The sequence below is a fragment of the Fusobacterium varium genome (assembly GCA_021531615.1).
In the GTDB taxonomy this organism is placed as follows: Bacteria; Fusobacteriota; Fusobacteriia; order Fusobacteriales; family Fusobacteriaceae; genus Fusobacterium_A; species Fusobacterium_A varium_C.
Map to the genome: position 1 here is coordinate 65,854 of JADYUE010000002.1, position 23,373 is coordinate 89,226.

The window sequence follows — 23,373 nt, forward strand, 5'->3', positions numbered from 1 at the left end:
TTGGAGGAAATAGATGAAGAAAGCTGTACTTTTAGACACAAGTGCAATAATGTATAGAGCATATTTTGCAAATATGAATTTTAGAACCAAAACAGAACCTACTGGGGCAGTATATGGCTTTACTAATACTCTTTTAAGCATTATAAAGGAGTTTTCACCAGATTATATAGGAGCAGCTTTTGACGTTAAGAGATCTTCATTAAAAAGAAGTGAAGTTTATAGTGAATATAAAGCACAGAGAGAGGCTGTACCTGAAGACTTATTGGTTCAAATTCCTAGAATAGAAGAGGTACTTGATTGTTACAATATAAAAAGATTTAAAATAGAAGGATATGAGGCTGATGATGTTCTTGGAACTCTAGCTAAAAAACTTTCAAATGAAGGAATTGAGGTTGTTGTAGTTACAGGAGATAAGGACTTAGCTCAAATTCTTGATAAAAATATAAAGATAGCTCTTTTAGGAAAAGGAGAGGGTGGAGATAAGTTTAAAATTATTGAAACTGATGAGGATGTTATTGAATATCTAGGTGTAGTTTCAAAGAAAATTCCTGATCTCTTCGGACTTATCGGTGACTCTAGTGACGGTATACCAGGAGTTAGAAAGATAGGACCTAAAAAAGCTATACCTATGCTTGATAAATATGGAGACTTAGAGGGAATATATGAAAATATAGATAAACTTACTGAACTTCCAGGAATTGGGAAATCTTTAGTAAATAATATGATAGAGGATAGAGAGATAGCTTTTATGAGTAGAGATCTAGCCACTATTGAACAAGATATACCTATTGATTGTAATGGAGAGTTTTTAGAGTACTCTCTTGATAAAGATAGATTAGCTGAGCTATTTAGAACACTTGAGTTTAGAGTATTAATAAAAAAACTTGAGCTTGAAAATTTTGGAGCAAAGGAGAAAAAAGAAGAGGTTGTTACTAATTCATCACCACAATTAGGGCTTTTTGGTAACTCACAAATTGGACTTTTTGATAATGTTCAAAATAATGAGATAGTTTTATCTAAAGAGAGAGAGTTTGTAATTGTAGATGATGAAGAAAAATTTAAAAAGATGGTAGATAAACTATCTAAAGAGAAAAGATGTGCTTTCTATTATACAACTACTGGACTTGGAATAAGTAGTGTAAAAGATGATTTCTATCTTCCATTGAAACATACACCACTATTTCATAAAAATATAGATTTTCAACTTGTGAAAGATTTCTTTGAAAACTCTGATATTAAATTTATCTCATATGATTTTAAACCTTTCTTAAATGAGGGAGTTAAAATTAAAAATATGGATATAGATTTAATGATAGCTTATCATCTAATATCTTCACAAACTAAAGAGGGTGTTGAAATTCCATTGGAGCATCTTTCAGGAATAGAGTTAGAGAGCTATGCTGAAAAATTTGGAAAGGAAAAAGCTGAAAATATATCTACTGAAGAGTATGGAAAGTTTATTATTGAGAGAAGTAAAGGAATATTAGAAACTTATGATATAGCTATGGAGGAGATAAAGGGGAAAAATCTTCTTGAGGTTTTAGAAAAAACAGAGATGCCTCTAATTAAAGTTCTTTCAGCTATGGAAGTAAAAGGTATTAAAATTGATCCTGTATACTTTGCTAACTATCAAAAGGAACTTGAGATAGCTATTGATAAGTTACAAAAGAAAATTTTTGAAATAGCTGGAGAGGAGTTTAACCTAAATTCACCTAAACAACTTTCAGAAATTCTATTTTTAAAACTGAATTTAAACCCTACTAAAAAGACAAAAACAGGACTGTCAACAAATGTTGAAGTTCTTGAGGGTATGAAAAATGATGGAGTAGAGATAGCTGAATATATTTTAGATTATAGAAAGTTATCTAAATTGAAAAATACTTATGTTGATGCTCTACCAAAATTAGTAGATGAAAATAATAGACTTCATACAACTTTTAATCAGATAGGAACTACAACAGGTAGATTATCATCTTCAAACCCTAATTTACAAAATATTCCTGTAAAAACAGATGAGGGAATTAAGATAAGACAAGGATTTATAGCTGAAGAGGGAAATCTTTTAATGGGTATAGACTACTCACAAATTGAATTGAGAGTTTTAGCAGAGCTTTCAAAGGATGAAAATCTTATATCAGCTTACAAAAGAGGAGAGGATCTTCATAAGGTAACTGCTAAAAAGATTTTTGAGCTTGGTGAAGATGAAGAGGTAAGCCGTGAGCAAAGAATAATAGCAAAAATTATTAACTTTAGTATCATTTATGGTAAAACTGCCTTTGGACTTTCAAAAGAGCTAGGAATTACTCAAAAAGAGGCAACAGAGTATATCAATAGATATTTTGAACAGTATCCTAAAGTAAGAGAGTTTGAAAAGAAGATTATAGAATATGCTGAAAAATATGGATATACTGAAACTTTTTTTGGTAGAAGAAGAATTATTGAGGGAATAAGTTCAAAGAATAAGAATATAAAAAATCAAGCTGAGAGAATGGCTGTAAATAGTGTAATTCAAGGAACAGCTGCAGAGATTTTGAAAAAGGTTATGATTGAGTTATATAAAGTACTTGAGGGAAAAGAGGAAGAGATTAACCTATTATTACAAGTACACGATGAACTTATATTTGAGATTAAAGAGGAAAAAATCGAGGAGTATAAAAAGATAATAGAGGATATAATGAGAAATGCTGTTAAATTTGATGATGTACTTCTTGATATCAATACAAATATTGGAAAAAACTGGGCTGAAACAAAGTAGAATGAGAGGTATATTAGAAGATGTCTTACACTTTTAAGGTAAAACAAGAGATATTGACTAATGAAATGGTTACTGATATGGAGAAAATGGCTGAACTATCAGGAATACTCCTCAGTAAAGATGCTATTTTTAAAGATAAGATAGAACTTAAATTGGAAAATATCTCTTTAGCTAAAAGAGTATACAAATTTTTAAAGGAGCTTACAAATTTAAAAATAGGTATAAAATATGTTACAAGTAGAAGACTTGGTGAGCATAATATATATATTGTTACATTGGAAAGACAAAAGGGATTTAAAGATTTTATTGAAAAACTTAATTTATCAACACCTTTGATATTAGCGAGTGAAGAGATTTTAAAAGGATTTATTAGAGGGATATTTTTAGCTTGTGGATATATTAAAGATCCTGCTAAAGAGTATGCTTTAGATTTTTTTATAGATAATGAAGAGGCAGCAGAAAGATTGTATGAGATATTACAGGCTAAAAATAAAAAGGTTTTTAAAACACAGAAGAGAAATAAACCTCTTGTATATCTGAGAAATTCAGAGAATATCATGGATATAATGGTTGTTATAGGATCTATTCAGGCATTTTTTAATTATGAAGAGATGACTATGATAAAGGATCTTAAAAATAAAACTATTAGAGAGATGAATTGGGAAGTTGCCAATGAAACAAAAACTTTAAATACAGGTAACAATCAGATAAAGATGATAAACTATATTGAAAATTCAATAGGATTAAATAATATGAGTTCTGTTTTAGAAGAAGTGGCAATCATTAGATTGGACAACCCTGAGAGTTCTCTTCAAGAAATTGCTGAAATAATAGGAATTTCAAAGTCAGGAGTAAGAAACAGATTCAGAAGAATAGAGGAAATATACAATAAGCTTTTAGAAGAGGAAGAGAAAGAACAGGGGTAAACCAAGATGAAAGTAATTAAGGATATATTTGAGACAAATGAGATTTTTGAAAATAGTTACACAGCTATTGGAACTTTTGATGGACTACACTATGGACATCAGCAACTTATAAAGGGAGCTATTGAAAAGGCTAAAGAAAATGGAGGGAAATCAGTTGTATTTACCTTTGCTAATCACCCTATGGAGATAATAAATATTGATAGAGCACCAAAATGTATAAATACTATTGAGGAAAAGATCTATCTATTTGAAGAGATGGGAATAGATTATCTTATTTTACAACCTTTTAATAAAAAATTTGCTGATTTAACAGCAGTTGAATTTGTAGAAATTTTAAAAAACAAGGTAAATAGTAAGGAACTTTTTGTAGGTTTTAATTTCTCTTTTGGAGAGGGAGGAAAGGCTAAAACTAAAGATCTTATTGAACTTGGAGAGAGTATGGGAATGAAAGTAAATGAGATCCCTGCTGTATCTATTGATGGAGAGGTTATTAGCTCTACATTGATTAGAAAAAATCTTCAAAAGGGACATTTTGAAGAGGTAAATAAGTATCTAGGACATAAGTTCTTAATAATTGGAGAAGTTATCCATGGAAAGAAAATAGCTAGACAATTGGGATTCCCAACTGCAAATATAAAGATGGCAAATAGATTATATCCACCTTTAGGTATCTATGGAGCTACTTTAAAGATAGAAGGGGAAAATATCAAAAGATATGGAGTTGTAAATATTGGAGTAAACCCTACATTAAAGCCAGGTGAAAGAAGTGTAGAGGTTCATATTTTAGACTTTGATGGAGATATTTATGGAAAGAAAATCTATGTAGAAGTTATGAAGTTTATGAGAGAGGAAAAGAAATTTAACTCAATAGATGAACTTAAAAAAGTAATTGGAAATGATGTAAAAAATTGGCAGACATTTGTAAAAGTGAGGAAAAATGGATATTGTTCTAAAGATAGATAATTTTGAAGGACCTCTTGATCTGCTTTTACATCTTATTGAAAAAAAGAAGTTAAAAATATCTGAAATTAAGATTTCACAAATAATAGATGAATATCTTTCAGTACTTGAAAAGGCAAAAGAGGAAAATTTTCATATAATGGTAGAGTTTCTTGTGGTAGCCTCTGAACTTTTAGAAATAAAGGCTTCAACTCTACTTAGTATAAATAGAGAGGAAAATAAGGAAAAAGAGTTGAAAAGACGTCTTGAAGATTATAAGCTGTTTAAAGAGATAGCTTTAAAAATTGGAGAGATGGAAAATGAGTATAATATCTCTTATTCTCGTGGAGAGGGGAGAAAAATAATAAAGAAAACAGCTAAAGAGTATGATCTATCTAAGTTAAAAGCTGGAGATCTATATAATGCTTATATAAAATATCTGAAAAAAAATGAAGATAGTGAGTTTATGGAGCTTCATTTAGAAAAAAATTATACTCTTAAAGATGAGATGGATAGTTTATATATTAAGCTTTATTCACAAAATAGAACCTTTGATTCGCTTTTCCAAGAGGCTGAAAATAGAATGCACCTAATTTATATCTTCCTTGCTATTTTAGAGTTATATAAAGATGGGCTAATCTTAATTGAAGATAATGTGGTAATGAAAAGAGAGAAAAATAATTAATAAAATAATGAGGAGTTTTTAATGTTTAAAAGTGGACTTCTAGTGATGATAATAACAATGGTAAGTAGAGTATTAGGGCTAGTTAGAGCTACAATTATAGCATATTATTTTGGAGCTTCTAGTGCTACAGATGCTTACTTTAGTGCCTTTAAGATAAGTAATTTCTTTAGGCAACTTTTAGGTGAGGGAGCTTTAGGAAGCTCCTTTATACCTCTTTACAACGAGAAAGTTGAGATAGAGGGAGAAGAGAAAGGAAAGGAGTTTATATACTCTATCCTAAATTTGATTTTTGTTTTTAGTACTATAATAACTTTGCTGATGATAATTTTCTCAAATGGAATTATAGAACTTATAGTAAATGGTTTCCCAGTTGAAACTAAAATTCTAGCATCAAAACTTTTAAAGATAATGTCTGTGTATTTTATCTTTATCAGCTTATCTGGAATGATATGTGCTATGCTTAATAACTTTAAGCAGTTTGCTATACCTGCATCTACATCTATATTTTTTAATTTAGCTATAATAGGAGCATCAATGTGTTTTAGTAAAACTTTTGGTATAGATGCTCTAGCTTATGGAGTAGTAGTAGGTGGACTATTTCAATTTTTAGTGGTTCTTCCATCATTTTTTAAGATTGTAAAAGGATACTCTTTTAAGATAAATTGGCAAGATCCATATTTGAAAAAGATATTTATAATGATGTGTCCTATGCTTGTTGGAATAGTTGCAAGACAGGTAAATACAATAGTTGACCAAGTTTTTGCCTCTTATCTTCAAGAGGGAGGGGTTACAGCTCTTGAAAATGCTACAAGATTATATCTGCTACCTGTAGGAGTTTTTGGGGTATCAATATCAACAGTTATCTTTCCAGTACTTTCAAAAGCTGTAGCAAAGGATGACTTAAAAACAGCAGAGGATAATATAGTTAAAGGGTTAAATATCCTGTTATTTTTAATAATTCCATCAACTGCTGTTCTTACATTTTATGCAACTGATGTTATAAGATTAACACTGTCATATGGTAAATTTGGAGAAGAGGCAGTAAAAGTTACTTCAGAAGCACTACTTTATTACTCATTAGGACTATATTTTTATACAGCTATCTATCTTATGACAAGAGCTTTTTATAGTATGAAAAATAGTGCTTATCCAGTAAAATTTTCTATGGTATCTATTGGTATAAATATTCTTTTGAACTTCCTATTTATAAAACCATTGGCATACAAAGGTTTGGCACTTTCAACATCAATAGCATCAGGAGTAAACTTTCTTTTACTACTATTTGTATTTAGACATAAGTATATTAATTTCTCATTAAAGAGATCTTTTATATTTTTAATAAAGGTTACTTTGACTACTATTATTGCATTAATAGCTAGTTGGTATGTGTCAAATACTATTTTAAAATTGATTGTATTCTCAGCAGTTTATATGGTATTTTGGGCAAAATCTTTATTGCAGAAGAAAATGGAAGTGTTTTAGATGAATAGTAAAAAATATAATTATTGTATTTATACTCCTCAAGATGTTGCAAAGGATATGGTGAAAAGTGCTTTAGATAACTATTTTAAATTAGGTAAAAATGAAGAGAGTTTAAGAAAAGTTAGAATAGGAGATCTATCTTGTGGAAATGGAAATCTTTTATTAGAGGCTTTAGAAGAGCTTTTAAAACTTTCTAAAGAGATAGTTGGAAAATATATCTATTTAAAAGAGTGGATAACAGGTTTTGATATAAATAGTGAGGCTGTTAAATTAACAAGAATAAAAGGTAGAGGATTATTAAAAAAATATGGAATCAATGGAGAGGTAAATATTTTATGTGAAGATTCTCTACAAAAAGAAGGGGTAAAATTTAATATTCTTTTAGGAAATCCCCCATATTTAGGAGAGAAAAATAATAAATCTCTCTTTCAAGAGGTAAAAAAAACAAAGCTTGGAGAGAAATATTATGAAGGAAAGATGGATTATTTCTATTTCTTTATTGAGAAAGGGATTGAGCTTTTGGAAGAGAGTGGAACTCTAGTATATTTAACTACAAATTATTGGTTAAGAGCTGATGGGGCTAAAATTTTAAGGGGAACTTTAAGAGAGAATGGAGAGTTTATATCTATAAAAAATTATGATAACTCGCTTTTTTGTAAAGCTACTGGACAGCATAATATAATATTTACTTGGGAAAAAAATCTAATTGAAAATGAAAAGATAGAGGTTCAGTTACCAGAGAAAAGTTTTTATATAAACAGTGAAAATCTTTATGATGAGAAGGAGAAAATCCTTTTAGCTGATGAAGAAACTTTAAAATTTAATAAGAAGATACTAAAAAATTCTAACTTTTTCTTAAAAGATCTTGTAAATATAAATCAAGGAATAGTTTCAGGATTAGATGAAGCATATATTTTTGATGAATATAAAGAGGAATTTAAAGGATATTTAAAACCTTTTTATAAAAATAAAGATATAGGAAAGTATATTACAGAGAAGAATAAGTTTTGGATACTATATTTAGATGGTAATGTTGTGCCAGATGAAAAAGTTTTAAACCATTTAGAAAAATATAGAGAGAAACTTTCTAAACGTAGAGAGGTAACAATAGGAAGAATTAAATGGTGGGAGTTACAGTGGGCTAGAGAAAGAGAGATATTTTCAAAGCCTAAAATTCTTGTGAGGCAGAGATGTAAAACAAATCAATTTGCCTATAATGAAGGGGAATTTTTTGGAAGTGCTGATATCTATTTTGTAACTAAAAACAATGAGAATATCAGTCTGTTTTATATCCTTGGGTATATGAGTTCAGAAGTTTTTTTGCAATGGTTCAAATATAATGGTAAAATAAAGGGAAAGAACTATGAATTTTACTCTACTCCATTAAAAGAGACTCCAATATACTATCCAGATAATAAAAGTGAGATAGAGTATATCGAAAAAATTATAAAAGAGCAGATAGTTAGTTTCTCAGAAGAGAGAGAAGAATTGATAAATAGTTTTTTTAAAGAGAAAGTATTAGAAAAATAATATAATGTAAAGGAAAGAGAAACGAGGTGGTTGGAATGACAGATTCATCAAATAGAAAGAAAAAAGTAGGGTTACCCCCAGGGAGTATAGTTTACACAGGTGAGAACCCGAAGCATAAAATTTCTATTGAAGTCTTTTCATACAACGACAGTGTAATAAAAAAAGAGAATTATAGTGAAGATGAGGAAATTGATTTTGATACTAGCTTTAGAGGAGTTACTTGGGTAAGTGTAGATGGAATACACAATATCCCTCTATTAAAAAAGATTGGGGAACATTTTGATTTGGATAACCTAGTATTAGAAGACTTAGCAAATAGTACTCAAAGGGCTAAAGTTGAAGAGAGGGAAGAGTATCTGTTTATAGTTATGAAACTGTTAAAGCTTAATCTAATCTCTAAAGAGATAGGTTATGAGCAAGTTTCATTTATTTTAGGTGAAGATTGTCTACTAACTTTTCAAGAGAGTCCTGGGGATTTCTTTGATGGGATAAGGACAAGAATTGAGGCTCATAACTCAAAGATGAGAAAGAAAAGTGTAGGGTATCTTGCTTATACGATAATAGATACAATAGTTGATAACTACTTTATTGTACTTGATGAAGTGGAGATGGAGATAGATAGACTAGAGGCTAAAGTTATAAATGATTCTGATAAAGAGGATCTTCAAAATATAATGACTTTAAAACAAAAGTTTACAACATTAAAGAGAACAATTGGACCTATTAGAGAGTTAATTGCTAAGCTTCAATCTAAGGGGATGACAGAGTATTTTAATGAAGATATTAAAATTTATTTAACAGACCTATTTGATCACGGAACAATAGTTTGTGATACACTTGATATTTTAAATAGTAGAGTTACAGAGCTTATTCAACTTTATCATTCAACTATCAGTAATGGAATGAATGAGGTAATGAAGATACTTACCATTATTTCAACTATCTTTATGCCTTTAAGTTTCCTTGCAAGTTTGTATGGTATGAACTTTAAGTATATGCCAGAGCTTGAGTGGAAAGAGGGATACTATGCTGTTTTACTATTGATGTTTGTTTTAGTCTTAGGAATGTTGACATATTTTAAAAGAAAAAAATGGTTGTAGGAATAGAAAAAATAACATATAATCTAATTAAATATAAATGTACTTGGGAGGGAATATGGGATTACTATCAATGTTCAAAAAAAGTAATGAAGAGGAGTATTTAAAGAAAATTTCAAAGCTGGAAGAGACTATTAGTATAAAAGATAAAGAGATAGCAAACCTTGTTAATGAAGTAGAATCATTTAATAAATTTACACCAAGACAATTAGAAGTATTTGAAAAAAATTTAAAGGAAAATAGAGAAGAGATTCAAAGGTTGAAAAAATATTTAACTGCTTATTGTATCCCATATAATTTTAAAGAAAAGTATACTTATAAAATAGAGATAGAAAAATTCTTTGCATCAAGTAGATTTCAAGAACTAAATAGTTATTTAGAAGAAAATAATATGTTGTATCTTCAAGATCTTACTTTGGAAATTCTTGAGGAGCTTTCAGGGAAAATTAAAAATATTGATGATGCTAAAAAGAAATATGGAGAGTTTTTAGATAAAAAAATGAGTTGGGATATTGTAACTCAACTTAATAAAGGTGAAAGAATAAGTAAAATATATAGCAAGAATAGAAAATTTATAAATATTTTAAGTGAAGAGTATATTGAATTTATGGATGATCTGAAAAATTATAATTTTGATAATTTAGTTGATAGTGGTTTTTCAGCTGAACAGATAAAAGAGTTTAGAAATAAAAGAGATGAGTATTATCTAGATAAAAGAGTACAAAATTAATGGAGGCTAAAATGAAAAATATACTGCTTGGAGTAACTGGTGGGATAGCTGCTTATAAATCTGCTAATATTGTATCTATGTTAAAGAAAAAAGGGTACAATGTTAAGGTTATAATGAGTGAAAATGCTACTAAAATAATAACTCCACTTACATTGGAAACACTTTCTAAAGAGAGAGTTTATGTGGATATGTGGGATAAGACTCCACATTTTGAAGTTGAGCATATATCTCTAGCTGAGTGGGCAGATGTAGTTCTTGTTGCTCCTGCTACATATAATATAGTTGGAAAGGTAGCTAATGGAATAGCTGATGATATGTTATCTACTGTTATTTCAGCTACAACTAAGCCTGTGTTTTTTGCATTGGCAATGAATGTTAATATGTATAATAACCCTATTTTAAAAGAAAATATCAATAAATTAAAAAAATATGGTTATAAATTTATAGACTCTGATGAGGGATTCTTAGCTTGTAATGTAAATGCTAAGGGAAGATTGAAAGATGAGAAAGAGATAGTAAAAATTATTGAAGATCATTTTCAAGAGGAAGAATTAGATAGATATCTAACTGGAAAAACTGTTCTTATTACAGCAGGAAGAACGGAGGAAGCTATTGATCCTGTAAGATATATATCTAATCGTTCTAGTGGACAGATGGGGTATTCTCTTGCAATAGCAGCTAAAAAATTAGGAGCAGAGGTAATACTGGTTTCTGGTCCTACTGAACTTTCTCAACCTGAAGGGTTAAAGAAATTTATAAAAGTTAGAAGTGCCCAAGAGATGTATGAGGCAACTATTAAAGAGTTTCCAGAAGTTGATATAGCAATAGCTTGTGCAGCAGTTGCAGATTATAAACCTAAAAATTATTCTACTGAAAAGATTAAGAAGAAAGATGGGGATATGACAATTGTTTTAGATAGAAACCCAGATATACTTTTTGAGATGGGAAAATTGAAAGATAAACAATTTTTAATCGGTTTTGCAGCTGAAACAGAGAATATTATAGAAAATGCTATTGGAAAATTAAAGAGAAAAAATCTGAATATGATTGTAGCAAATAATGCTTCTAATATGCAAAAAACTACAAACCAAATAAGAATAATAAAATCTGAAAATAGTATTAAAGAGATACCAGAAAAAGAGAAATCTCAATTGGCATTTGATATTTTAAGAGAGATTGAGTTATAATAAAAAAGAGTTAAGTAAATTATTGATTTATTTAACTCTTTTTTATGTATACTTTATTTAAAGTGTTCTTGATTATTCTTTTAAATTATTAATTGACATTTTAAATAGTAAAACTGAAAGAATAATAGAAACATAATCAGAAACAATTTGAGTGAAGTTAATACCTGTTAAGCCAAAAAGATTATTTAAAATATATAAAAGAGGAATATAGATAAATCCTTGACGACATATTGAGATAGCAGTAGCTAAAAAAGGTCTATCAATTGCCTGTAAACTATTTATACATAAGAATAAAACTCCCAATATTGGTCCAGAAATAGCAGTAGCTATTAACATCTCTTTACCATAGAAAATAACCTCTTTATCATTTATAAAAAATTCTATAATCTCTTTGCTAAAAATAATATATATAGCTGTTAAGATACTTCCTATTATAATAGTTAAAATTCCACTAAATTTAAATATTTTTACAAAACGCTCCTTTCTTTTAGCTCCAAAGCAGTAACCTAAAAGAGGTTGAATTCCATTGGTGATTCCCATATGAATAAAGACAATCAATAGATAAACTTTGATTATAACTCCCATAGCAGCTACTGGAGCATCTCCATACACTACTAATTTATTATTTAAAATTATATTAGATAAACTCATAAGAGCAGAATTTATTCCAGCAGGGATTCCTAAGGTTAATGTTCTTTTGGCAGCCTTTCCTAAAAGACAAAACTCTTTTAAATTTAGGGTAAGAGAGGGACTCTTTATTTTTAAATAGTAAATATAGTATAAACCACCAAATATATTTCCAATAACAGTTGCAATAGCTGCTCCTGCTGTTCCCATATTAAAAGTTAAAATGAAAATAGGATCTAAAATAATATTTACTATTGTTCCAATCATTCCCCCAATCATTGAAGCATTAGCTCCACCCTCTCCTCTTACAGCGTGACCAAAAGTATTAGTAAAAAAGATAAAGGGGGCTCCTAATGCTATATAAAAAAGATATTCTTTTGAAAATTTGTATGTATTTTCACTACTTCCAAGTAATTTAAGTATAGGATCCATAAAAATAATAATTACTATACCTAAGATAGTTCCTAAGAATAGAGAGGTATAACAACAAAAAGAAGATGTTTTTTTAACTTCTATATTATTTTTTTCACCAAGAAATATAGATATTGCTGTACTTCCCCCAATTCCTAAAAGATTTGCAAAAGCCATAAACATTACAAAAATAGGATTGGTAAGGGAAACAGCTGCAACTTGAAAAGCATTATTTGTTTGTCCTACAAAAAAAGTATCTGCCATATTATAGATAACTAATACAAGTGAAGAAACAACACTTGGAATAGCCATTTTAAAAACTGCTGATTTTACAGGCATATCAGAAAAAATTCTTTGTTGATTTTCTTTCATAAAATAATCTCCTTAAAAAAGTATGCTAGCAAACTATATTTAAAAAATAATAGAGTTGCTACAATCTATATTTGCAACTCTAATTAATGCTATTCAAAATGGGTAACCATCTTTTTCAATATGTTTTTTAAAGTTTTTACCTCTTCTTTTGTAAGAGAGGAACTTAACTCCTTCTCCATCTCCTTTCTAATAGAAAGACATATACTCTTTAGTTTTTCTCCTTCTGGAAGAACTTTTATCTTTTTTAATCTTCCATCTTCTTCAGAAGAGATACGAGTAATAAGATTTTTTTCTTCCATCAAAGTTAACATTTTTGAAGCAGTAGCTCTATTTATTGAAAATTCAAATTCTATATCTTTTTGATAGATATCTTTCTCTAAATTATCTGTTAAATAGTCTATTACCCATAAACTTGAGAGAGAACATTCTTTAATCTCTTTTCTATTATAAAAAGAGTGACTACGTTTTTGAATATGATTATTTAATTTTCTTAAATAGAAACCAATATCATTATTTTTCATAATTAACCTCTTTTATAGTTTGCTTACAAACAATTTTAGTATATGTAAAATATTTTGTCAAGAATTTTATAAAATGGAATAGTAAGTTATAAAAAATTTATAAAATTATTGCTAAAAAAGAAAGTACTTTTGTTATAAAAAATTATTATAAACTTTAATAAGTAATTGACATTTATCTCTAAATGCAGTATATTTTTTACTAAAATAAGTTATTTACACAGGGGGAGATACTATGTTAAGAAGTAAATTAATGAATTTATCAGCTATGCTTATTTTTGGAACTATTGCTATTTTTGTAAGAAATATAGAGTTGACTTCTAAAGAGATTGCTGTTTTGAGAGGAGTAATAGGAAGTCTGTTTCTTTTAGGAGTTATGTTATTTTCAAAGGAAAAAAGTTCTTTTGAAGGAATAAAAAAGAATCTGCCTATTCTTGTATTGTCAGGTTTAGGAGTAGGAGCAAACTGGATATTTCTTTTTGAAGCATATAAATATACAACTGTTTCAATTGCAACTTTAAGTTATTATTGTGCTCCAATATTTGTTACTATAATGGCACCTATAATCTTAAAAGAGAAGATCTCTCTAATAAAATTTTTATGTGTATGTACAGCTATGCTTGGAATATTGTGTATTGTAGGAACTAATAAAAATGATATAGGTGAGGGGTATAATCATTTTTTAGGAATTGTCTATGGACTTACAGCAGCTGTGGGATATGCAAGTGTTATTTTAATGAATAAGTTTATTAAAGGTTTAAAAGGTATTGAAACAACAGTGACTCAACTTATTTTTGCTTCAATATTGCTTCTTCCCTATGTAATGGTTACTTCTGGCTTTGATTTTTCAAAGATGACAGGCATCTCTTGGGGATATATGACTTTTTTAGGAGTTGTACATACTGGATTTGCTTATGCTCTTTATTTCTCATCTTTAAAAGAGTTAAAAGGGCAGACAATAGCTGTTTTAAGCTATATAGATCCAATTACTGCTGTACTTATATCAGCACTATTTTTAGGTGAACAACTTACAATATTTCAAATTATAGGTGGAATTTTAATTTTAGGTTCAACATTTATTAGTGAAATTCAAGGAAAAAAGAAATAGATTTAAATAGGGGGATTATTGTAAATAAAAAAAATAAATTGCAATATTCCCTTTATTTTTAGGAAATAATAAAAATAAAATTTTAAAAATAAAAAAAATAAAAATTTTTTAAGTTTTACCTATTGACAAATGAAAGTTTATGGGGTAATTATATATCAAGAAAGAGATACAACAGTCTAGACAATAAATTGTATCTGAAGGAGGAGATACCAGTGAAACCTTAGTGAGAACAACTTAAAGAGAACAAACAAATATTTAATATATTGATAATATACCCAAGTATTAGAAATATGCAAAGTTAAATATTTGAAAATATTCCTTATCTAAAAATGTAACTATGAAATATTTATAGAAATAAGCTTTTAGTCTAAATTTCTATTAAGGCTTTATCAAAAAAGTTTTATAGAAGTGAATATTAAGTAAAATAAAAAAGATAAAAGATATTTTATAAATTTCAAGTTATAAAAAATTCTAGAAAATTAAATTATGATTTAAAAAAAGAGATAAACATTAAAATAGATTATTTAATCTTAAATATTTTGGAAAATGTTAGAGAACATTGCTAATTATAGAAAAATAATTGAAATAATGGTTTAGACTCTAAGTAAAATATAAATTTAATTGATTATCATAGGTTATGAAGTAAGTTTAAATATATTAAAATATTTAAAATACTTATAAAGGTGATAAAATTAAAATAGAAGAACAAATTTATAGTATAGATATTGGGGTATAAGAAATCTTTAATATTTGGAAGAGCAAAAGCTTTTCTAAGAAATATGTAGATGATTTCTTGAAAAAGGAAGAAAGATGATAAGGAAGTAGAAATTAATATAGATAGGAGGCAACATTGAATATTGAGGAAATAAGTTAGAGGGGCTGTTTGGTAATCAAATATCGGACAGCCCTTTTAATCTTTTTCATTTTATTCCTCTAAATTATTCTGATATTACTATTTAGATGTTCTAGTTTTAATTCTTTTTCATTCTTTTTCTCCTCTTTTAAAAACTTCTCAATAATATTAAACTCTTCATTAAATAGATGAGAGTTATAAAACATAAAGAGAGAGAAATTTCTTTTATCTCTAAAAGTTTTCATCAATTCAATATCTTGTTTGTATGAAAAATAAGCTAAAGAGGTTAAGTTAAATTTCATTTTACACAAGGTTATTGAGTCAATACCATAATTTTTAAGTGGAAAAAATGCACCAAAATAAATAGTATAAATAAAAATAGAGAAAAATAGGATTAATCTAAATTTTCTTATCTTAAGAAAAAGAAAGATAAGTATGATTATAACTGGTATAGCTGTTTTGTAATAAAATAACTTTGAAAAAATTGTTAAAATATATATTCTCATAATTTAAATTATAGTTTCCTTTCTAATTTTTAGTTAAGTAATTCAATATCTTTTCCTTGGCTAAGTATCCATCTATCTATTCCATTACCAAAAACTTCAGCACTAATTACACTATACTTATCATTTTGCTCTAATATTTGAGCTGTAGGGATCTTATCTAGTACAGCTTCTAGAGATGTTCCACTATATTTAAAAGTTATTTTCTTCAATCTACCACCAGTCATAAATTGTACCCTTTTTCTAAACTCTCCCTCTTCAAATCTATTTTTATATATTATAGGGAAATGCTCATCTAATATTTTATAACTTTCTATTCTATCAAAACGGTATATTGTTGGGAAAATATCATCTTTATTGGCAAAATATTTCTCCTTATCTATATTATCAATATGTCCTAGAAGATAGAAATAATACTCTGAAAACATAATTCCTACTGGTTGAATAACTCTCTTCACCACTTTTTTATCCATTCTTTTGTATTCAACTTCTATTTTTAATTGATTTTGAACAGCCTCTCCTATCTCCCAAATATTGTTAATAAAACTCTTTTTATGACATAACTCCATATAGTGAAACTTTTCATTTTCAACTAATTTACTAACTTTAGTATAGTTTTCTATTGGGATACACTGTCTCATTAACTTATTGATAATAGTTATCATCTCATCTTTTAAGAAAGCTCTACTATCTAATAATATTTTACATACAGCTAATATTTCACTATTATTAAGTTTTTGATTATCCTCATTAACGAGTACATAACTATTACTTTTATCATCATAGATTATCTCTGCTGAATTATTAGTTGAAATTAAAAAATTTCTCAAATCACTAATATCTCTATGTATACTTCTTTCGCTTACTTGATATTCCAATGCTAATTTTTTTCTATTTACCTCTCTGTTATTTAATAATCTTAAATAGATATCTAAAACTCTTTGATTTTTCATAATCTCACCTTTTTAAAATCTATATAATTGTGATACATAATCTTTTAACTTTTTAAAACTAACATTTACTATCTCATCATAATCCTTCTCTGTATAAATTGTTGCAACAAACTCTTTAGTTCTTGGATTGTAATAAGGATACCTTAAATTATTGTGAAGTTTGTCATAATTTATTTTTCCTAATATCTCTCTAACTTGACTGCTTAACTGCTCTCTAATTAATTTATCAGCTACTGATATCTCTATAAGTAAAATCATTAGATCTTTAATAGAGTGCTTATTTACTAACTCATGAGTATATTTATTTTCTATAGATATAAGTTTAGAGATTTCAGATTTAATAAATTTCTCCATATATTGACTTGAAAAATATATTGCTTGGTTGTATAATCCAGCTTCTGCTAATAGTTCCCCTGCTTTTCTATCCTCTTCAGCCTTTGTTAGATAATAATCAGATATATTTATAATTGATTGTCTTTTCATACATGCCCCCTAAATTTATAAAGTATTATTAACTTTTATTTTTATTATATCTTTTTAATATAAATTATTCAATTTATACTTTTTATTTTATATGAGCAACTCTCATTTTTTCTTCTGCTTTCTTTCCTTTGCTCAAATTTTCTTTTGTAGAAAGATAGCCAGAAACTCTTCTTAATTTTTTTATGTTTTTACTATTACATTTTGTACAATGATCTTCTAAAAATATGCCAGTAGTTTTACAGTCCAAACAATAATCTAAAGGGAAGTTTATCCCCAGATAAATATGTTCCTGTTCTATTCCATATTTAATTATATCAAAAATAGCCTCACTATTTACCAATATAGGTGTTTGAAATTCAATATATGATATCTCTCCACCATTACAATATTTTAAAAACTTTCCTTCAATATCTAATTTTTCAAAAGGATTTATATCTATATATACAGGAATATGAAAAGAGTTAGTATAAAATTCTTTATTAGAATCCTCTTCTGCAAATCTGCCACTAATTCCTTCACCAGAACTTGCTAATAAAGAAAAATTTAAATGATATTTTTTTGTCCAAGTATCTGTTAACTCTCTCATAAATTTTAATATCTCTTCTCCAAGTTCAATATTTTTAATTATAGTTTGGTAATTTAATTTTTCTCCTGTTAAATATTCAATGCAATCAAAAAGTCCAATGAATCCTATTGATAAACTTCCATTAGAAAATATTTTTCTTAAATTTACATTATTTTCATCTATCCCTAAATAAAGTTTATTTCTTAAAATATAGTTAAAGTTTTCTATATCTAAACTGCAAAGAGTATTATATTTTTTTAATAAAATATTCTTACTTTTTATACAGATAGATTTTAAATTTTTAAAAAATTCTTTTTTATTTTTACTTTCTTTAGCTATTTTAGGCAAATTTATAGATATACTTGCTATATTTCCTCTATTTTTTGCTCCCTCTGTTCCATTTATATTTTTAGTTAGTAAAGTTCTACAACCCATTATACCAATATTCTTACTGTTTATATTATTTAAATATATGCTATCACAATTGAAATATGTAGGATTCATTCTAACTCCACTAACTTTTAAAGCCAATTTCAATAGATTATAATTTTCCTCTTCTTTATTTAAGTTAATACCATTTTTTATTTTAAAAATTATATTTGGAAAGATAAAGGGTTCTCCAGTTTCTAAATCTCCTAGTTCTAATCCTTTTAGAAAAGCTTCTGTAACTTTTTTACCTCCACTACTTGTTTCTAAACCTAGATTAAAAGATACATATGCTCTTTCATAACCATTTCTTAAGGGTAAATTTAATTTTTTAAATAATCTTCTTATGGAATTGATTGCTTTATCTAAAGGAACATTATCAAAAATAGTAGCCAAATCTTCATCTATATTTATATAGCCTATTCCTCCAGATTGTTCATTAGTTAAATATACAATTTCTTGAAAAAGTTTTTCTAAATTTAACTCTAGATTTTCTATTTTATCCACTTCTTTATATTCTTTTGGAGTAAATGTAATTCCTATACAATTATAAGTGACTCCATTATATTCATTATCATGAATATGGATATACTTTTCTCTATGTAGTTTACTATTTAATTTTTTTGTATTTCTAATTCTATAAGATGCATTTTGAAATATATTAGCTTGTTCTTTTCTCATTTATAATCTCTCCCTCTTTAGAAATATAAATTTTTGATTACTTGAGCCGTAAAATTTATTCTCTATTTTTAATTTATCAATATATTTTCCAACTTTTATAAAATTTAGGTATTTTAATAATTCTTTAGGAACTTCTTCTATTTCATATGAAGTATATAGTCCTATATCATAATTTTTCTCTTTTAATTTAATTACAAGTTCAAATAACTCTTTTAATTGTAGTAATGGTTCTCCACCAGAAATTGTAACTCTTTTATATGGATTTTTATGTTGTTCAATCATATTTAAAATTTTATCAACAGTTAAATTTTTTCCTTCTGTAATATCCCAAGAACTTTTGTTATGACAATTATAACATTTTCTATCACAACCTTGAAAAAATATAGTTGTTCTTATTCCTGGTCCATCTTCATATCTTAAATATTCAATAGATGATATCTTCATAATTTCTTACCCCCTTTTCTACATTAATTATACCACTCTTCACTGACAAAATTTGTCATTGAAAAGAAAAAAATCTTAACACTATAATAGCATTAAGATTTACTAAAAATTTTTATTTTTTTACTAATTTTGCCCAATAGGAAAATATTTAAACTCCTCTCTTATATGGGTATTTCTTGCATATACATTTCTTAAATCAAAGTAGAAATTACCTTTCATTCTAGCTCTTACCTTATCTAAATTCATTCCTCTAAATTGATTCCACTCTGTCATCAACACTACTGCATCTGCCTCATTTACTACTGAATATTCATCTGCACAATATGTTATTGAGTTTTCACAATCTTCCAATCTCCATCTTGCCTCTTTCATTCCCTCTGGACAATATGCTTGTATCTTTGCTCCTGCTTGAACTAAACCTCTTATTATATCTAAGCTTGGAGCATCTCTCATATCATCTGTATCTGGTTTAAAAGATAACCCTAAAATTGCTATATGTTTTCCCTCTACTCCTTCCATTTTATCAATTATCTTTTCTACCATCTTCCTCTTTTGTTTTTCATTAGCATCTATAGCTGCTTTTATCACATACATATCCTCTCCATGTTTCTTAGCTATGTCAACTATTGCCTTTGTATCTTTAGGAAAGCATGAACCTCCATATCCTGGTCCACAATGTAAAAACTTAGGTGAGATTCTGCCGTCCTTTCCCATTGCTTTGGCTATCTCCTGTGTATTTGCTCCCACTTTCTCTGCCAAAAGAGATATCTCATTGATAAATGAAATTTTTACTGCTAAGAAAGCATTAGAAGCATATTTTATCATCTCTGCTGTCTCTATATTTGTAAATACAAATGGAGTCTCATTGATAAAGAGTACATCATATACTTTTTTCATTATCTCCTTTGCTCTTTCGCTCTCTGTTTCTATTACCACTCTATCTGGTCTTAAACAATCTCCTACTGCTTTTCCCTCTCTTAAAAATTCTGGGTTTGAAACTATATCAAATTCATAGTCTAAATTTCTATTATTTAATTCTTTTTGAATAGTTTCTCTTACAAGTTTACCTGTTCCCACAGGGACTGTTGATTTATCTACTACTACTTTATAACCATTCATATATTTTCCAATATTAGTTGCTACCTCTAAAACAAAGCGTAAATCTGCTGAGCCGTCCAATGCTGGTGGTGTTCCTACTGCTATAAATATCACATCTGAATTTTCTGTTGTATATTTCATATCTGTTGTAAACTCTATTCTTTCAGCTTTCATATTTTTTTCTAATAACTCTTTTAAACCAGGCTCATAGATTGGTATTATTCCATTTTTTAAACTATTGATTTTTTCTTCTGATACATCCATACAGATTACATTTAGCCCAAATTCAGCCATTATTACACCTTGAACTAAACCTACATACCCTGTACCTACAACTCCTATTTTCATTTTACTATCTCCTTACTGTCTTTTATACCATTCAATAAATTTTTTAATCCCCTCAGCAAAATTAGTTTGAGGATCATAACCTATCATTGCCTTTGCCTTTGATATATCTGCATAAGTTTTTTCTACATCTCCAGGTTGCATAGGTTGAATATCTAAAATAGCTTTCTTTCCTAGAGCATTTTCAATAGTTTCTACCATCTCTTTCAGTGACACAACGTGAGATTCACCAAGATTAAATATCTCATAAACATTTTTATTATTGAAAAGATAGCTCATTGATTTTAAAATTCCATCTACTATATCATCAATATATGTATAATCTCTTTTAGTTGTTCCATCTCCATAAAATGGAATAGGCTTATCTTCTAGTATCATCTTAGTGAACTTATGAATTGCTAAATCTGGTCTTTGCTTTGGTCCATATACAGTAAAGAATCTTAATTGAACCATATCAATATTATATAGCTTATGGTATACATGTCCCATAACCTCACATGATTTCTTAGTTGCTGCATATGGAGAGATTGTAAAATCAACTATTGCTGTTTCTTTAAATGGAACCTCTTTATTATTTCCATAAACTGAAGATGAAGATGCTTGAACAAACTTTTTAACTCCATATTTTTTACAAAGTTCAAGCAGATTCATATATCCTCTTACATTTACATCTTCATAAAGCATAGGATCTAAAAGAGATGGACGAACTCCTGCCATTGCAGCTGGGTTAAATACTAAATCAAAACTATTTTCAGCAAAAACTCTATCCATAGCCTCTCTATCTCTAATATCCCCATATATAAGAGTAAATCTATCTGAATTAACTATCTCTATTAATTTACTGATTTTTTCATCTTTTAAAAGATTTTCAAACTCATTAATTTTATTAAAGTTATTTGTAATCTCTAAAATATTTCTAATTTTTCTGTTGTAATCATAAAAATCATTAAAATTATCTACAACAACAACTCTATCTCCGTTATTTAAAAGTTTCTCTGCAACAGTTGAACCTATGAAACCTGCTCCTCCTGTAATTAAAAAGTTTTTCATTATTTAAGCCTCCATTTTTTCTAAATATGTCAATTTAGCAAATTTTCTATCATCTTTTACATATGTTTCCTCTTTTAATACCCTATAATTTTCTAATAACTCTTCTGGAACATCATTAAAGAAAACTATTTTATTAGGTAACTTTTCATTTAAGTTATAATCATTTATCTTTTTTCCAACTCTCCAAACATCTTCTATCTCATAATTATCACTATAAATACTATATTTAGGTGGATCTTTTTGAATAATCTCTATATTTGAATATTTATTATTTAAAGTTGATCTAAAAACATTATTACTAGATTCTTTATCAAAAAAACTATTAACAGTTAAATTTACTATTAACATTAAAGCTCCACTTCCTAAAATAACTATTTTATTTAATCTCTCTTTTGAAACTTTAAATAGTATTAGGACAAATGATAAAAACAACAGAGATATTGAGATCATATAGTTTTTAGTAATAAGATTTTTACCATATCCTTTAAAAAATAGAGCAGTAGGAATAGAGATAGCAAGAACTATTAAAAAATATTTTTGAAGATAGATCAGATATCTCTCATATCTTTTTAAACTTTCCCATGTTCTGTTGTAGAAATAATTGCAAATTATTCCAACTTCAAGAACAGAGGTTATATATATTGGTATTCCATATCTTTTCTTTTTCATCTTTACTAGTGAGAGAAGAATAATTATAAAAATATTCCACCAAAATATAAATTTAGAATAATCTTTATTCTCACTATCTTTATATGTTTTTATTAGAGCAAATAGAGAGAAAAAAATCCAAACTCCCATATAGATAAAAAAATCAAGATAGTAAAATATTGATTCTGTATGTCTTGTTGTCCAAGTATTTTTCTCTTTTAATAGAACACTTACAAAAATATCTGGATATTTCAAATACATTAAAAGAGGCCAAATACTAGCTAAAACTCCTCCAACTAAAAGCATCAATAAGATTTTTTTAAAGTTTTTTCTATAATTTTCTAAGCCGAAGATAAAAATATGTGAAAGTAGAAAAGGTAGAAACAATCCATATATTGCAACAGGACCTTTGCTTAAAATAGAGGCTGCAAGAAAAATTCCACTAATTATAAAATCAAAATATCTACTTGTATTAAATCCCTTTAGTAAAAAGGTAACAGCTCCAAAAATAGCCACATATGAATATATATCCCAAGTATTTTCTCCGCTCAATTTTATTATCATAAAAGTTGTACAACCAACAAAAGAGGTTATAAAACTTGCAAAGCTATTTTTTGTTAATAATTTTACAAAATAGTAAAGTAGAAGAATAAAAACAACTCCAGCTAATGCAGAGGGAATACGTAAAATAGATTCATCTGTATAATTTTGTGTTAAATTCATAGTTAAAACTGTAAGCCAAGTAGGCAATGGCGGTTTCTCAAAACGTAAAGCTCCATTAAGTGTTGGAATAATATAGTTTTTACTCTCTATCATCTCTCTTGCTGTAATAAAATTTCTTGCCTCCATAAGATCAGCAGGTCTTATCCAAAGAATTGAGAAAAAAGCAATTATTGATATTGGAATAATTATTTTTAAATATTTGAAATCCTCTCTATTCATACTATATCTCCTAGA

Annotated in this window: 20 protein-coding genes; 10 read left to right on the forward strand and 10 right to left on the reverse strand. The window is 27.6% G+C overall.

The features are described from left to right. The first annotated feature begins 13 nt into the window (after positions 1 to 13). From polA to coaBC, 9 genes are read left to right on the forward strand one after another with little or no spacing between them, the layout of a single operon-like run. Positions 14 to 2,755: a DNA polymerase I gene (gene polA, locus I6E31_02425; GenBank protein MCF2638824.1), complete on the forward strand. Its 2,742-nt coding sequence runs from the start codon at positions 14 to 16 to the stop codon at positions 2,753 to 2,755. A gap of 20 nt (positions 2,756 to 2,775) precedes the next feature. Then, positions 2,776 to 3,681 carry a DNA-binding protein WhiA gene (gene whiA / locus I6E31_02430; protein ID MCF2638825.1) on the forward strand — a complete coding sequence of 302 codons (906 nt, stop codon included), beginning with the start codon at positions 2,776 to 2,778 and terminating at the stop codon, positions 3,679 to 3,681. 6 nt (positions 3,682 to 3,687) lie between these two features. Next, positions 3,688 to 4,644 (forward strand): bifunctional riboflavin kinase/FAD synthetase, encoded by a 957-nt coding sequence (locus I6E31_02435; protein ID MCF2638826.1) that lies wholly within the window; start codon positions 3,688 to 3,690, stop codon positions 4,642 to 4,644. After that, positions 4,619 to 5,305 carry a segregation/condensation protein A gene (locus I6E31_02440; protein MCF2638827.1) on the forward strand — a complete coding sequence of 229 codons (687 nt, stop codon included), beginning with the start codon at positions 4,619 to 4,621 and terminating at the stop codon, positions 5,303 to 5,305. Before I6E31_02435 ends, I6E31_02440 begins: the two co-directional genes overlap by 26 nt. 21 nt (positions 5,306 to 5,326) lie before the next feature. Continuing rightward, a complete protein-coding gene (gene murJ / locus I6E31_02445) occupies positions 5,327 to 6,787 on the forward strand; it encodes a murein biosynthesis integral membrane protein MurJ (GenBank protein MCF2638828.1) in 1,461 nt (486 codons plus the stop codon). Further along, positions 6,788 to 8,317, forward strand: a complete 1,530-nt coding sequence (locus I6E31_02450; protein MCF2638829.1) for an Eco57I restriction-modification methylase domain-containing protein — start codon at positions 6,788 to 6,790, stop codon at positions 8,315 to 8,317. A gap of 35 nt (positions 8,318 to 8,352) precedes the next feature. After that, the gene (gene corA, locus I6E31_02455; protein MCF2638830.1) at positions 8,353 to 9,417 is read left to right on the forward strand and encodes a magnesium/cobalt transporter CorA; all 1,065 of its coding nucleotides are present in this window, start codon (positions 8,353 to 8,355) and stop codon (positions 9,415 to 9,417) included. 55 nt (positions 9,418 to 9,472) lie between these two features. Beyond that, positions 9,473 to 10,144: a hypothetical protein gene (locus I6E31_02460; GenBank protein ID MCF2638831.1), complete on the forward strand. Its 672-nt coding sequence runs from the start codon at positions 9,473 to 9,475 to the stop codon at positions 10,142 to 10,144. Positions 10,145 to 10,155: 11 nt separating this feature from the next. After that, positions 10,156 to 11,331 (forward strand): bifunctional phosphopantothenoylcysteine decarboxylase/phosphopantothenate--cysteine ligase CoaBC, encoded by a 1,176-nt coding sequence (coaBC, locus tag I6E31_02465; GenBank protein ID MCF2638832.1) that lies wholly within the window; start codon positions 10,156 to 10,158, stop codon positions 11,329 to 11,331. Positions 11,332 to 11,403: 72 nt separating this feature from the next. Here coaBC and I6E31_02470 read toward each other — a convergent pair whose 3' ends face one another. Together I6E31_02470 and I6E31_02475 are read right to left on the reverse strand one after the other, a co-directional pair. Next, positions 11,404 to 12,741 carry an MATE family efflux transporter gene (locus I6E31_02470; protein ID MCF2638833.1) on the reverse strand — a complete coding sequence of 446 codons (1,338 nt, stop codon included), beginning with the start codon at positions 12,739 to 12,741 and terminating at the stop codon, positions 11,404 to 11,406. An 89-nt stretch (positions 12,742 to 12,830) separates the two neighbouring features. Continuing rightward, positions 12,831 to 13,262 carry a MarR family transcriptional regulator gene (locus I6E31_02475; GenBank protein ID MCF2638834.1) on the reverse strand — a complete coding sequence of 144 codons (432 nt, stop codon included), beginning with the start codon at positions 13,260 to 13,262 and terminating at the stop codon, positions 12,831 to 12,833. Positions 13,263 to 13,494: 232 nt separating this feature from the next. Between I6E31_02475 and I6E31_02480 the strand changes: the two genes are divergently transcribed. Continuing rightward, positions 13,495 to 14,367, forward strand: coding sequence for an EamA family transporter (locus I6E31_02480; protein MCF2638835.1), 873 nt, complete (start codon positions 13,495 to 13,497; stop codon positions 14,365 to 14,367). A gap of 933 nt (positions 14,368 to 15,300) precedes the next feature. Here the strand turns inward: I6E31_02480 and I6E31_02485 are convergent. From I6E31_02485 to I6E31_02520, 8 genes are all read right to left on the reverse strand, one after another. Then, positions 15,301 to 15,522: a hypothetical protein gene (locus I6E31_02485; protein MCF2638836.1), complete on the reverse strand. Its 222-nt coding sequence runs from the start codon at positions 15,520 to 15,522 to the stop codon at positions 15,301 to 15,303. Positions 15,523 to 15,755: 233 nt separating this feature from the next. Next, a complete protein-coding gene (locus I6E31_02490) occupies positions 15,756 to 16,676 on the reverse strand; it encodes a WYL domain-containing protein (protein ID MCF2638837.1) in 921 nt (306 codons plus the stop codon). A gap of 12 nt (positions 16,677 to 16,688) precedes the next feature. Continuing rightward, entirely contained in the window at positions 16,689 to 17,159 is a 471-nt protein-coding gene (locus I6E31_02495) for a HEPN domain-containing protein (GenBank protein ID MCF2638838.1), read from the reverse strand. Between the two features lie 82 nt (positions 17,160 to 17,241). Beyond that, positions 17,242 to 18,831 (reverse strand): anaerobic ribonucleoside-triphosphate reductase, encoded by a 1,590-nt coding sequence (gene nrdD, locus I6E31_02500; GenBank protein MCF2638839.1) that lies wholly within the window; start codon positions 18,829 to 18,831, stop codon positions 17,242 to 17,244. After that, the gene (locus I6E31_02505) at positions 18,832 to 19,275 is read right to left on the reverse strand and encodes a radical SAM protein (protein ID MCF2638840.1); all 444 of its coding nucleotides are present in this window, start codon (positions 19,273 to 19,275) and stop codon (positions 18,832 to 18,834) included. 123 nt (positions 19,276 to 19,398) lie between these two features. Continuing rightward, the gene (locus tag I6E31_02510; protein ID MCF2638841.1) at positions 19,399 to 20,721 is read right to left on the reverse strand and encodes a UDP-glucose/GDP-mannose dehydrogenase family protein; all 1,323 of its coding nucleotides are present in this window, start codon (positions 20,719 to 20,721) and stop codon (positions 19,399 to 19,401) included. Positions 20,722 to 20,733: 12 nt separating this feature from the next. Continuing rightward, positions 20,734 to 21,768, reverse strand: coding sequence for a GDP-mannose 4,6-dehydratase (locus tag I6E31_02515; protein ID MCF2638842.1), 1,035 nt, complete (start codon positions 21,766 to 21,768; stop codon positions 20,734 to 20,736). Positions 21,769 to 21,771: 3 nt separating this feature from the next. Beyond that, entirely contained in the window at positions 21,772 to 23,358 is a 1,587-nt protein-coding gene (locus I6E31_02520) for a glycosyltransferase family 39 protein (GenBank protein MCF2638843.1), read from the reverse strand. Positions 23,359 to 23,373 lie beyond the last annotated feature (15 nt).